This is a genomic window from Kitasatospora sp. NPDC059146, from assembly GCF_042786665.1.
Classification (GTDB): Bacteria; Actinomycetota; Actinomycetes; order Streptomycetales; family Streptomycetaceae; genus Kitasatospora.
Genome location: NZ_JBHZCY010000190.1, coordinates 1 through 12,437, shown reverse-complemented (window position 1 = coordinate 12,437; position 12,437 = coordinate 1). Strand labels below are relative to the sequence as shown.

Below are 12,437 nucleotides of genomic sequence, written 5' to 3'. Positions count from 1 at the left end.
GTTCTACTCGTTCGACTCCCGGTGGTCGCCGACCGAGGAGATGGCCTCGATGCGTGACGGGTGCGGTAACGACTACTCGATCGTCTTCTCGCCGGCGGGCGCGTATGCCCGTGGCTTCGATCATGAGTCGCCGATGAGTCCGTATCGGGTCACGCCCCCGGTCCCGTGGCCCGGGTTGTTCGACGGGGTGCCGGCGGCATTTCTCCACCACGTTGCGGAGCCTGCGTTCAGCGAAGAGGACGGGACACCGCGGGCAACCGTGTGCTTCTGGCGTGAACAGGCAGGCTCCGCGTGGAGGGCCGGGGCCATCGAGCCCCTGCCGGCGGGGGTGGAGGACGGCGGCAGCGCGGAATGGTTGTTCGACGTTCTGACCGATGGCCGTCCCGAGGCATATCAACAGTTCGCGGAGGAGTACTACGAGGTCGCGGTCGACATCGAGGCCGTTCGTCACGTCTATGCGCTGCGACCTCTCACCCAGAGCGTCGTATCCGCACTGAACCCGGATGTCGACCTCGCCGATCTCGACGATGATCTGACGCAGATCGGATATCCCGTCCCGGGGCCGGAAACGGGCCCCGGGACCTCGTGATCACGTTCGGGCAGGCCCGTGCCTCACCTCGACGACGGACAGCAGGGCCGCCGTGGCTGGCACGCCGATCTGACGCGGAACCTGACCTCCGAACCTCGGGACGAAAACTCCCTGGACCGCCCGACCCGCCTCGGCCAAGATCCTCACGTGACCACCTACCTCGAGTCCGAGCGCCTGATCCTCCGCCCCTTCGCCGCCGCCGATGCGGACCTGCTGATCGAGCTGGACAGCGACCCGGCGGTGATGCGCTACCTGAACGGCGGCACTCCAACCCCGCCGGAGGAGGTCCGCGACCTCGCCATCCCCAGCATCCTCGCCGGCTACGAGCGCTGGAATCATGACCTCGGTCTGTTCGCCGCGCACGAGAAGGACAGCGGCGCGTTCGTCGGCTGGTTCTGCCTGCGCCCGCGGCGCAGCGGCCCGCGCGAGGAGGCCGAACTCGGCTATCGGTTGCGCCAGGCGGCCTGGGGCCGGGGCTACGCCACCGAAGTCTCGCAGGCGCTGCTGGTGAAGGGGTTCGGCGAGCTCGGCATCCGCATGGTCTGGGCCGAGAGGATGACCGTGAACCGCCCTTCGCGCAACGTCATGGAGAAGCTCGGGATGACGCTCGCGGAGAACATCCCCACGCCGGACTTCATGATGGCGGTCGAGGGTTCCGAGCTCGGCGGTGTGCGGTACGAGATCACGAAGGAGCAGTGGGAGCGGCGGCAGGCGTAGGCGGCGCGAGGCTGGTGCCGGCCCGAAGCATCGTCCGGTGTGCGTCGACCGGGTGCCGGCCACGCTCGCGCACCTGGGACACGCTCTTCCGCACTCGGCCCTGGCTGCGCTGTCAGGAGTGGACCGCTCCATGCTGTCCGCCGCGATCCGGCAAGGCAGTGGCGCAGCGCTAAACCGGCCGCCTCGAATACTTCGCCGAGACCCAAGCCGCCATAGCCGGCCTGGTCTCCGACCGGTCAGCCCGCCGGGCCACCCGCAGGACGAACAAAGAACTCGTCCTCGCCGCCGACGCCCGCCCGACGTCCTGCCGATCGATCCCAGGCGGATTGGGAACTGCTCAGTCACGCAGACCGTGTATCACCCGGGCCGGAACTCTCGCACTCGATTCAAGGCCCCCAATGAGACGTCCGCTAAACGCAAGAACTGTGCTTTAAAGTGGAGTCATGAGCCGCAAGCAGATGGTCCGCCCCGGCGGGCGCAGCGCCCGGGTCCAGGCCGCGGTGCACTCCGCCGTCCGCGAACTCCTAACCGAGGTGGGCCGGGACGCGCTCACCGTCCCCCTGGTTGCCCAGCGCGCCGAGGTCACCCCGTCGACGATCTACCGCCGCTGGGGCGACCTCGCCGAGCTGCTGTCGGACGTCGCCGTGGAACGCCTGCGCCCCGACGGCGCCCCGGCCGACCACGGCGACCTGCGCGCCGACCTCACCGCCTGGGCCGAACAGTTCCTCGACGAGATGGCCTCCCCCTCGGGCCGCGCCTACACCCGCGACGCCCTGCTCGGCGACCCGGACGGCAGCAACGCCGGCCAGTGCTCCGCCTACGCGGCCGAACAGCTCGACGCCGTCCTCACCCGCGCCACCGACCGCGGCGAGCCCGCCCCCGATGTCGAGACGACCATGGACCGGGTCGTCGCCCCCCTGATGTACCGCATCCTCTTCCGCCCGTCCGGCCTCGACGCCACCTACGCCCAGCGCCTGGTGACCGACCTCCTCGACGCCCCCGGGGCGGACCGCCCCTGACCTGCCGGGAACGGGCCGGTCAGGTGCGGTCCGGGGCCCCGGGGCCGGGGCGGTCCAGCTCCGCCCTGGTCCTCAGGAACCCGAGGTACGCGGGATCCTCCCCCTCGAAGACCTCGGCCCCGGCACCCATGTACGCCCTGATCAACTCATCCGCAGCACGGTCGTGGTCGCCCAGTTCGAAGGCGGTCTGCCCCAACCGGAGGTGGACGTACGGATTGCCGAGCCCCCCGGGGCACTGGACGGCGTTCCGGAAGCACTTGTGCGCCCGGTCGTGGACGCCCAGCCGGAAGTGCACGTCCCCGATCGCGCCGTAGATCCAGGTGGCCGCCGCCCACTGCCGGTGATCGCCCGGCAACAGCCGCAGGGCCTCGACGTAACGCTGCTTGGCCTCGACCAGTTCCGCCGCCCCGAGCAGCGCATCCCCCTCCCGGCACAACCGCCCGATCTCGCCGTGGACCTCCTCGGGCAACTCCATGCCCACCCTCCCGCCTTCCCGCGCCACACTCGCGTTCACACTCGCACGCACCTCGACCGTAGATCACCGCCCCGCCGCCGGGCCCCGACGGGGGCACGGTTGGTCGACGACAACACCCCACCAAGGTTTTCCGCCGCGTTCGCCGGCCCTCGGGGCGGGCGTCATACGACCTTCTCTGGCGAGTCAACTCTCTTGCCGGAGAGGAAAGTTGGCGAAATCCCCGCTCCTCGCCGCGCCGTCGGTTGACCGCCCGCACCGCCCGGCGATTGGCTCTCCCCGGTGCCCGCCGTCCGGAAGCGGCGGGCGGTCGACCCGGGGAGGACACTCCGTCATGCATCCCGCCAAGCGCCGCTTCGCCGGCCCCGCCACCGCCCTCGCGGCCGCCGCCGCGCTGGCCCTGACCGCCGCCGCACCGGCCCTGGCCACCGCCCCCGCGCAGGCCGGCCAGGAGACGCGTCGGTCCGCCACCGTCCCGGTCAGCGTCACGCCCAACGGCGCCCAGGCGAACAGCCAGGCCCAGTCCGGGGCCGTCAGCGCCGACGGCCGCTCCGCGGTGTTCACCTCCGCGGCGACCGACCTGGTCGCCCAGCCGTCGAAGGGCGGCACCGACGCGTTCCTGCGGGACCTCGGCGACGGCCGCACCGAGCGGGTCGACCTCTCCGACGACGGCTCCGCGCTCAGCGGCGTCACCGTCGGCGTGGCGGTCTCCGCCGACGGCCGGTACGTCGCCTTCGACACCACCGCCGCGAACGTCGTCCCCGGCGCCCCCGCCCCGGGCCGGGAGAACGTCTACGTCCGCGACCGCCTGACCGGGCACACCCGGCTGGTCAGCGCCCCGCAGGGCACCCCGGACCCCGATCCCGGCCACAGCGCGTCGGCGCCGTCCATGAGCGCCGACGGCCGCTACGTCGCCTACGTCTCCGACCGCACCGACCTCGTCCCGGCCGCCGCACCCGCACCCGCACCCGCAGCGACCACGACGGACAGCGGCGAGCGGCTCCGCCTCCCGAACTACGACTCGAACGTCTACCTCACCGACCTGTGGACGCACACCACCCGGGTGGTGTCCGCCACCGCCGCCGGCGCCGCCTCCCGGGGCCAGTCCGTCAACCCGACGATCAGCGCGGACGGCCGCACCGTCGGGTTCAGCTCGAACGCCACCGACCTGGGCGTCACCGGCGCCCCCGCGCACCGGGCCGACCCGGCCCCGTCGCCGGCCTCGGGGCGGATGCGCGCGGGCACCTACTACACCTACGACGTGCGGTCGCACGCCGTCCTCCCGGTCAGCTACGACCCCGCCGGGCAGGTCAGCCCCGACGCGACCCTGGACGCGACGCTCAGCCCGAGCGGGCGGTACGCCGTCTACGGCCTGACCGTCCCCGTCGGCGCCCCCGGCGGCGACCGGTACCAGGACCAGCTCTTCGCCCGGGACCTCCACACGGGCGTCCTCATCCCCCTCACCGCCGGCCTGCCCGGCACGGTCTCGACCGCCACCTCCGACAGCGCCCAGGTGACCGGCGACGACCACTGGGCGTACTTCGACTCCTCCGCCACCAACCTGGTGCCCGGCGCACAGCACGAGCACTGGGACGTGTACCGCTACGACCTGCGCACCGGCCGCGTCGAGCGGGTCTCCGACGCCGCGGACGGCTCACTCGGCAACGGCGACTCCACCACCCCGCACGTGGACGCGCACGGCGGCACCGTCCTGTTCGAGTCCACCAGCCGCAACCTGGTGGCGGGCCCGAGCAGCCCGCCCGCACCCGCGGACCACCAGGTCTTCGCCCGCCGCCCGGCGCACTGACCCCGTCGACCACCTGAGCCCGTCCCGCACCCGGCCCCACCAGCCCCCGCCCCGCCCGCCTGCCCGCCTGCCAGCCCCCGTCCCGCCCGCCGCACCCGCCGCACCCGAAAACCGTGCGACGGCAGGGGCGGCGGGCAGGTTGAATGACCGGCATGTCCAGCGCACCGCAGACTCCCGCCGAAACCGTCGACCACCTCCTCGCCGAGCTCGATCCGCTCGCCCACCCGGCCCGGATGCGGCGGCTCGCCGCCTGGACCAGGGAGCTGCGCCACCGCAACTATCCGGAGCAACTCCGCCCGCTGCTGGCCGAGTTGGACACACGCGGCGCCTACGGTCGAGGACTGGCCGGAGTCGCCGCCACGATCGCCGAGGACGCCGCCTTCGTCGCCGCCCGGCTCACCGATCCCGACCCGGCCGTCAGCCGCCAGGCCTTGAAAGCCGCGCTCCACCTGCCCGTCCCGGACGAGGCGCTGGCCGCGGCGCTGGCCGACGCGCCGGCCGTGCTGCGCCACCGGCTCACCGCCCACATCGTGTCCCGCGGCCGCACCGAGCTGGCGGAACGGCTGCTGGACTCCTTCCGGCAGTCCTGGGGGACGCGGCGGCCGCCAGGCTGCTGCCCGGCTGCGGGCCCGGCACCGTGGCCGAGCTCCTGCCCGGACTGTTCCCGGCCTTCACCAACTGGCACCAGCTGGCCCGCCGCCACCCCGACCTGCTGCTGGACGAACTGGCCCGGCAGCTCGCCGAGTTGCCCGAGTCGGCCCGTACCGCCTGGTGGTACCGCAACGGGGACGCCCTGGCAGCCGTGGCCGGGAACCGGCCGGAGCGGGTGCTGGACCTGCTGGAACGCCACTGCCCCACCCGCCTGCCACAGCCGATGCAGCAGTGCCTGGGCCGGCTGCTGACCGCCGCGCCCGGCCGGACCATCCGGCTGGTCACCGTGCCCGAGCGGGCCGCCACCGCGTCGATCTCCCGCAGCGCGCTGACCCGGGCCGCCCGGCTCGACACGCCCGAGCTGGCGGACCTGGCCCGGGCCTGGAGCACCGCCCCGATGTGGCTCGCCCGGCTGCTGCGCGCCCTGCCGCCGTCCCGCCGCGAGGCGTTCTACGACCACGCCACCGCCGACCGGGACCAGGGCCACCACGACCTGTCCGAGGCCGTGCTCGACGCGCTGCCCCGCCGTCGGGCGCAGGCCGAGGCCCGGCGGATGGCCGAACAGGCCGCCGAGCGCGGCGCCGCGTGGTCCGTCGTGCTGGCCCACGTCGCCCACCTGCCGGTGGCCGAGACCCGGCCGCGGCTGCTCGCGGCCACCCGCCGGCCCGCCGCGGAGGACCGGGCGCTGGCCTACCCGCTGCTGGTGCGCAACGCGGCCCGCTCGGGCGACGCGGCGGCGGTCGGGGAGCTGCTCGCCGAGCTGGCGCGGCTGCGCAACGAGCAGGACCCGGTCCGCTCCCCCGACCTGGTCGCGCTGGCGGCCGTCCCGCCCGCGCTCCTCACCGGCGCGGCGGCCGACGCCCTCACCCGGATCGTCACCGACGCCGTCGAGGCCCGGGACACCTCCTGGCACACCCGCCAGGCACTCTCCGAGCTCGCCCTCGGGGTGCTGCGCGAGCACGCCACGAGCGGCGAACAGGCCCTGCTGGGCTGGGCCCTGGCCGCCCTGCGGCAGCTCTCCGGGGCGCTCGGCAGTATTCCGCTGGGCCGGCTGGACACCACGCTGCGGCGCGGCCAGGAGGTCCAGGTCTTCGAGGCGCTGCGGCCGTGGCTGACGGCCGGCGCGGACAAGGTCGACCACACCCTGACCTTCGCCCTGGCCGGGGCCCTGGGCCGACGCGCCCACCGCCTGCCCGAACTGCAGGAACTCCTGTGGGAGGCCGTCCAGTTCGGCGACAACGCGACCGTCCGGCAGGCCGTCGGCCACTGGCTCGCCGACCCGGCGACCCGGGGCGAGCGGGTGGCCCGGGTCCTGGACCTGGAGCCCTCGGCCGCCGTCCTGCCACAGGTGCTCGTCGTGCTGGCCCGACAGCGCACCGACCTGCTCGACACCGTGCTCGGCGCCACCCCGCCGTACGGGCGCTTCCTGGCGGCGGGGTCCCGCTGGCTGCCGCCGACCGACGGGATCGAGTGCTGGGCGCCCCGGCAACGCGCGGCCGCCGCGCGCCTGTTGGCCGGGGCGGCGGACGACGCCTCGCTGCCCGTGCACACCCGGGCCGGGCACCTGCGCACCCTGGCGGCGATCCCCGAACTCGGTTTCGCCACCGTCCACCGGTACGCCGAGTCCCCGGACACGGTGCTCGCCGAGGCCGCGCTCGGGGCCCTGGTCCGGACGGACCGGCCCGCCGAGGCACTGCCGTTGCTGCTGGCCCACGCGGGCGACGACCGGGCCCGGGTGGCCCTGTACGCGGCCGGGCGGGCCGCCGGCTTCGTCGCGCCCTCGCGACTGGCACCCGTGCTGCGGGAGGCGCTGCTGCCCGGACCGGCCGGCAGCGCCGGGACAGCCGACAGCGCCGGGACGGCCGCCGGCGGCGGGGCGAAGGTCACCAGCCGCAAGGAACTGGTCCGCCTGGTCGCCCGCCTGCTACCGTTGGAGACCGCGCTCACGCTCCTCACCGAGGTGCACGACCGGCCCGAACAGCACCGCGACGTACGGGCGGCCGCCGTGGCCGCCGCCGTCAAGCTGCTCCCCGCGCCCGCGGCCTGGCGGATGCTCGACGGGGCCGCGGCGGGCCCGCCCGTCACCCGGACCGCGGTGCTGCGCACCCGCCCGCTGGACCTGCCTGCCGCCGACCGCCCCCGCTACGCCGCCCTGGTGAGCCGGGTGGCGGGCGGTGACGACCCGGAGACCGCCCAGGCCGCGCTCGACCGGCTGGTCTCCTGGGCGCCCTGGTACCCCGAGGCGGAGGACCTCCTGCTGGCGGGCACCGTCGACCTCGCCAACCGCTCCTCCTGGCGGGCCTCGGCGAGCGGTCTCGTGGTGCTGGCCACCGGCGGCACCGGCCGCCGACTGACCGAGGCCCTGACGGGGCTGCTGGCGGGCGAGCACACGGCGGCGGACGAGCTGGACGCGACGGCCGACCGCGACCGGCCGGCCCGGCAACGGATCGACTTCCTGGCGGCCCGACTCGGCGTGGGCGTGGGCGACCGCCCCACCGCGGCAGCCGTCGCAGCGGCCCGGGACGCAGCCGAACTCCTCACCACGGCCCCCGATTTCGCACCCCTCGCCCTGCGCCTGCGGGCCGCCGCCCTGGACCTCGACGCGCCGTACGACAGCCTGCTCGCCGAGCTCGACGCGCTGGCCACCCTCCACGCCGACCGCCCGCCTGACGGCTGTGGCAGCATGCGGCCATGCCCTTCCCGCACCCCGACGGCGACTACGCGATCACCGTGATGTACTCCGTCCCGGACGACGCCTGGTATCTGGAACTGCACCTTGTCGCCGATCAACGAGCTCTTGTGACCGCCGTCGTCCCCGATGAGGACCCGGTGCGGGAGCCAGCGCTGTGCTTCGATCCCCAGAGCGGGCACCTGGACATCCCGTACGTGGTCATGCGCTGGTTCATGGATCAGGTCGAGGAGGAGATCCGAACGTCTCGCGCCTGGATGCGGTTGCGGCCCGAGCTTGTCGAGATCATCCACAAGCTGCGCCAGGAGTACCTGGGTGCCATCGATGATGACGACTTCCCCCGTGTCCTGGCGGAGGTGCGCACCGCTGTCCCAGCGGCCGACCTCCCCGACGTCCTCGCATCTGCCTTCGGGCGGAAGCCGGACGGCACCCCCGTGGGCTCCTGACCTCGTCGCGACGGGACGGGCATCAATGAACCGGCCTGAAGAGGAGATCACGCATCCCCGAGCGTGCCTGAGGCAGTGGACTCGCCGAGTTCCGCGAGAGGTTCGCAGATCCGGCTGGAGGTCGCGGTGTGCCGTTCGACCTCACGAGGCCAGCCGCGTTCGACCGCGTCCTGGACCAGCTCGTGCTCGCGGACCAGCCGCTCCCTCAGTCGCGGAACGTACTCGCTGGTGGTGAAGAACTTCGAGCACCGTAGGTAGAGGTCGCATTCGCACGGTCCTTCGGCCGGGGTGCGCAGGCAGTGGCCGAGTTCGAGTTCGGACTTGAAGAAGTTGGTCTTCAGCCAGTGGACGGTTTCCTCGCCGAGCTGGTTGGCCAGGAGTGCCTCGGCGGCCGGGCCAGCGATGCGTCCGCCGGCGGCGATGACCTTTTCGTACTGCTCTTTGAGCACGGGGTCGCTGATGTGCGAGTAGGTTGCTGACATCTGCGCGCTGCGGTGGCCCAGGATGGCCATGATGGTCTGGATCTGGGCACCGCCCTCGGCGAGCTGGGTGCCGACGGAATGCCGGAACCTGTGCGCGGTGACTGTGTGGTTTCCGTCGCCGTCGAGGAGCCCGGCCTTGCGGCAGGCGATCTCCAGGGCGTCGTCGAAGAGGAAGAACCTGCCCATCGGCTTGCCTCGGCGCATGAACACGTAGCGGACCGGCCGCTGGGCCCACGGGTCGTGGCGGGCGGCGGCGTTGCCGGCCTTGGCGGTCTCGATCAGGCTCCGCAGTGCGTCGGCGGCCTGCGGGTGCAGCGGGATCATGCGTTCGGTGTAGGTCTTGCCGACAGGGATCCGTAGCCGGGGATAGCCGTCGGGATAGGCGTCGAGGTGTCGACGGTCAGCCAATTCCCCAGGTCAAACGCCAGACAATTCCCCACCCTCTCGCGTCTGGCCGGTGATCTGAAGGCGGTCCCGGAGGCGCTCAGTCGTCCTCCGCGCCTGCACTGGCTTCCCATGCGGCAGTGACACATCCTTCTTCCCAGTGCCACCGACCCTGCGCCTCGCCGTGTTCCAACAGCGTTCGGATCCGCTGGATGTCCGCTTCCGGCGGGATCTTCAGCGCGACCATCCGGAACTGCTCGATGCCCTCGCCGGTGGCGCCGAACTGGTGGAAGGTCTCCAGCACGGTCTGCCGGGCAGCGGCAGAGCCGCCGCCCTCGAGCACGATCAACCGGATGGTGCAGTTCTCCGAGGCATGAACGGTCTCCGTTGCCCAGCGCAGGCCGTCATCATCGACGCTCACGCGGATGACGTCGCCGCTCGCGACGCCGCGGACGAACCAGGGGGTGTTGTCGAGACGCACCGTTCCGTCGCCAAGGTCCACTGCCCACAGGCTCTCGACGCTTGCCGGCGGCCAGCCGTCCTCGTCGACCTCCATCCGGAAGTGGACCTTCACCTGGGCGTCGCTGATGTTCGTCACCGCACCATCATCCACGTGGGCCGGCGGGGCCGGAACGCGGGGCTGCGGGCAGCGGTCAGCTGAGCACTCCGTGGCGCCGGTCAGAGTGTCTGAGGCTTCTCGGCGGGATTCCTCGGGCGCTTGTTGGGCCGGTAGCTGGGGCCGTTCATGATGACCTGGTGGCTGGTGTTGATCAGCCGGTCCAGCAGCGACTCGGCGACGACGGGGTTGGGGAAGAGGGGATACCAGTCGCTGGGGGCCCGGTTGCTGGTGATGATCAGCGAGCGCCCCTGCCGCTCGGAGACCAGCTCGTAGAGGTCGTCGGCCTGGGCCGCGCTCAGCTGCCGCATGGCGAAGTCGTCCAGGATGAGGACGTCGGGTCGGATCAGCTCTCGCATGCGCTTGTCCCAGGTGCGGTCCGCGTGGCCGCCGGCGAGCTCGGCCAGGACCCGGCTGATCTTCGTGAAGCGGACGTTCGCGCCCTGTCGGACAGCGAGGTGACCGAGGGCCTGGGCGACGTGTGTCTTACCGACGCCCACCGGGCCGAAGAGGATCACCGACTCGCCTGCGTGGAGCCAGCGCAGAGCGGCCAAGTCGCGGATCTGGGCCGCGGGCAGCTTCGGGGAAGCGGCGAAGTCGAACTCCTCCAGAGTGACCTGCTGCTCAAACTTCGCCTTCTGCAAGCGCCGTTGGAAAGCGACCGTCTCGCGACGGGTGATCTCGTCCTGGCAGAGGACCTGAAGGAAGTCCAAGTGGCCGAGTTCACCACCCTGGGCCTGGATCAGCCGCGCATCCAGGGTCTCCAGCATTCCCGACAGCCGAAGGGCCTTGAGCGACTCACGCAGGGCGGTGTCCATCACGCTCATCGAGCGGCCTCCTCGGCGTCGTCGGCGTCAGCGTGGCCCGGGGTGCCCTCAGGCTCGCCGGAGGTCTGGGTGGGGATGCTCGTGGCGAACAGTCCCTCGGGGCCGTGGAGGAAGGCCGCGGCCCCGGCGTCGCCGGTCTCCGGCTCGGGGTCGGTCTCGGTGCCCGCGATCAGGATGCCCTTGATGGTGCGGTAGGACGGGTCACCGACCGCGATGGCCTTGGTGCAGGCCGCCTCCAGCCGCTGGTCGCCGTACTCTTCCGCAGCCCGAGGATCCCCTGGGCAGCGCGGAGCCGGTAGAGCGCGTTGACCTCCAGCAGCTGGTCGCTCACCTCCCGGCAGGCGTCGCCGACCTCGGAGGACTGGCTTCGGCACCAGATCGGCGTCTTCATCTGGAAGGCGATCTTCTCCGGCGGGTAGCCGTTCTTGTCCGTGCGCTTGCCCTGGTCGAGTGCGGCGTGGGTCTTGACCAGCTCGCCCTCATGGAAGACCTGGACCATAGTGGCGGTGGAGCGGACGTCGACCTTGCGGCCGATCAGCTTCCATGGCACCGAGTAGAGGGTGCGGCCGACCTTGATGTGGATGTCAGGGCCCACTGCGGCTGTGGACCAGCGGGCCAGCACGAACGGCTTGTCCGGCAACGGCAGCAGGGCCTTGGACTCCACCGCTTCGAACACCGACAGCGGACTCGCGCCGCCCAGCGGTCGGCACTGCCTGCGGCCGGCGGTGCCGGTCGACCACGTCAGGGCCTCGGCCTGCATCTGAAATCGCTGACCGTTCACACGCCTGGATGAGCGTACGGGCGATCCAGCGCTCGACCGGCCCCAAGGGACTGCACTGGATCGACGGCGCCGCACACGTCGACCTCTACGACAAGGAGCGGTACGTCGCCCCCGCCATCGCGAAACTGGCCGACTTCTTCGGCACCCACCTGGCCGCGGCCGGGTAGCCACACCCCGGGAGCCGACCGGCGGGCCGACCGGTCGGTCGTGTGCATCCGCAGGCAGGCCTCCGTGCGCTCACGGCACCGCCGCACGCCTCCGGCGGCGCCAGCGTGCGGGATCACAACGCATGCCCGTCCTCCGCGCCGCAGTCGCTCGCGCACCCCGCGTGGCGGGAGTGGTGTTGGCCGGACTCGGCCTGGCGGTTGGACTCTCGGCCTCACCCGCCGTAGCCGCGACCGAAGGCGGCTGGATCAACGAGGGCGGCCCCGCGCGGTCCCCGTCGGCCATGACGGCTATCTGGCACGACAACGGGACCTACGAGGCCACCCGCGGCGAGGACGACCGGATCTGGTGGCGGCACGGCGCCCGGCGGCAGATGCCGGGCAACGCCCGCACCCGCCTCCCGCCCACGCTGGCGGTCGGCGACGTGGACGCCCGCGCCCAGCGCCTGGTCATGTTCCGCGTCGGCGACGACGGCCACGCCTACTACAACCTCCTCTTGGACCGGAACTCCAACCGGTGGTCCGGCTGGAGCAGGGTCCCCGGCCCCCTGTACCTCACTTCCGGCCCGACTGGGAGGCCGAACAGGAGTTCTACGTCTCACGGAGCCTGATGAACACGCTTCGCGTCGCCCGCATCCGCCCGGACGACGGCCGGAACACCCGCTACACCGAACTGCCCGGCGACGGCCTCGGCGTCGGGCGGATGCTCTTATGGATGTCAAGCAGCGATGGTGAGCTGCTCGGTGGTGGTGCTCGGTGTGCTGGGCGTGGTCAGGACTCGGTAGATCTCTCG

General features: G+C 72.6%; 14 protein-coding genes. 9 read left to right on the top strand and 5 right to left on the bottom strand.

Annotated features, from left to right (window positions below):
- The 3 genes from ACFXPX_RS41460 to ACFXPX_RS41450 form a co-directional block, all read left to right on the top strand.
- The coding region (locus tag ACFXPX_RS41460; protein ID WP_380644922.1) for a hypothetical protein at window positions 1-589 on the top strand (589 nt) is incomplete at its 5' end.
- Window positions 590-736: 147 nt separating this feature from the next.
- Window positions 737-1,306, top strand: coding sequence for a GNAT family N-acetyltransferase (locus tag ACFXPX_RS41455; protein ID WP_380644921.1), 570 nt, complete (start codon window positions 737-739; stop codon window positions 1,304-1,306).
- Window positions 1,307-1,764: 458 nt separating this feature from the next.
- Window positions 1,765-2,325 carry a TetR/AcrR family transcriptional regulator gene (locus ACFXPX_RS41450; protein ID WP_380644923.1) on the top strand — a complete coding sequence of 187 codons (561 nt, stop codon included), beginning with the start codon at window positions 1,765-1,767 and terminating at the stop codon, window positions 2,323-2,325.
- A 19-nt stretch (window positions 2,326-2,344) separates the two neighbouring features.
- On the opposite strand, the gene ACFXPX_RS41445 is transcribed toward ACFXPX_RS41450, so the two are convergent.
- The gene (locus ACFXPX_RS41445) at window positions 2,345-2,800 is read right to left on the bottom strand and encodes a tetratricopeptide repeat protein (RefSeq protein ID WP_380644920.1); all 456 of its coding nucleotides are present in this window, start codon (window positions 2,798-2,800) and stop codon (window positions 2,345-2,347) included.
- A 331-nt stretch (window positions 2,801-3,131) separates the two neighbouring features.
- Here ACFXPX_RS41445 and ACFXPX_RS41440 point away from each other — a divergent pair, with 331 nt between their 5' ends.
- The 3 genes from ACFXPX_RS41440 to ACFXPX_RS41430 all read left to right on the top strand — a co-directional run bounded on the left by ACFXPX_RS41440 (window position 3,132) and on the right by ACFXPX_RS41430 (window position 8,390).
- Window positions 3,132-4,604 carry a hypothetical protein gene (locus ACFXPX_RS41440; protein WP_380644919.1) on the top strand — a complete coding sequence of 491 codons (1,473 nt, stop codon included), beginning with the start codon at window positions 3,132-3,134 and terminating at the stop codon, window positions 4,602-4,604.
- Window positions 4,605-5,241: 637 nt separating this feature from the next.
- Complete coding sequence (locus ACFXPX_RS41435) at window positions 5,242-7,989, top strand: hypothetical protein (protein WP_380644918.1); 2,748 nt, start codon at window positions 5,242-5,244, stop codon at window positions 7,987-7,989.
- A complete protein-coding gene (locus ACFXPX_RS41430; RefSeq protein WP_380521774.1) occupies window positions 7,947-8,390 on the top strand; it encodes a hypothetical protein in 444 nt (147 codons plus the stop codon). The genes ACFXPX_RS41435 and ACFXPX_RS41430 overlap by 43 nt, the downstream gene beginning before the upstream one ends.
- Before the next feature lie 47 nt (window positions 8,391-8,437).
- Here the strand turns inward: ACFXPX_RS41430 and ACFXPX_RS41425 are convergent, their stop codons facing one another.
- The 4 genes from ACFXPX_RS41425 to ACFXPX_RS41410 form a co-directional block, all read right to left on the bottom strand.
- On the bottom strand, window positions 8,438-9,280 hold the full coding sequence (locus ACFXPX_RS41425; protein ID WP_380644917.1) for a tyrosine-type recombinase/integrase: 843 nt from the start codon (window positions 9,278-9,280) through the stop codon (window positions 8,438-8,440).
- Window positions 9,281-9,356: 76 nt separating this feature from the next.
- Window positions 9,357-9,854 carry a DUF4265 domain-containing protein gene (locus tag ACFXPX_RS41420; RefSeq protein WP_380521770.1) on the bottom strand — a complete coding sequence of 166 codons (498 nt, stop codon included), beginning with the start codon at window positions 9,852-9,854 and terminating at the stop codon, window positions 9,357-9,359.
- 80 nt (window positions 9,855-9,934) lie between these two features.
- Window positions 9,935-10,699: an IS21-like element helper ATPase IstB gene (gene istB / locus ACFXPX_RS41415; RefSeq protein ID WP_380521768.1), complete on the bottom strand. Its 765-nt coding sequence runs from the start codon at window positions 10,697-10,699 to the stop codon at window positions 9,935-9,937.
- 169 nt (window positions 10,700-10,868) lie between these two features.
- Complete coding sequence (locus ACFXPX_RS41410; protein WP_380521766.1) at window positions 10,869-11,459, bottom strand: hypothetical protein; 591 nt, start codon at window positions 11,457-11,459, stop codon at window positions 10,869-10,871.
- 29 nt (window positions 11,460-11,488) lie between these two features.
- Between ACFXPX_RS41410 and ACFXPX_RS41405 the strand changes: the two genes are divergently transcribed.
- From ACFXPX_RS41405 to ACFXPX_RS41395, 3 genes are all read left to right on the top strand, one after another.
- Entirely contained in the window at window positions 11,489-11,647 is a 159-nt protein-coding gene (locus tag ACFXPX_RS41405) for a hypothetical protein (protein WP_380521764.1), read from the top strand.
- Window positions 11,648-11,928: 281 nt separating this feature from the next.
- Window positions 11,929-12,255 (top strand): hypothetical protein, encoded by a 327-nt coding sequence (locus ACFXPX_RS41400; RefSeq protein ID WP_380521762.1) that lies wholly within the window; start codon window positions 11,929-11,931, stop codon window positions 12,253-12,255.
- A partial coding sequence (locus ACFXPX_RS41395) for a hypothetical protein (protein ID WP_380644916.1) occupies window positions 12,255-12,437 on the top strand: 183 nt, incomplete at its 3' end. The genes ACFXPX_RS41400 and ACFXPX_RS41395, both read left to right, overlap by 1 nt.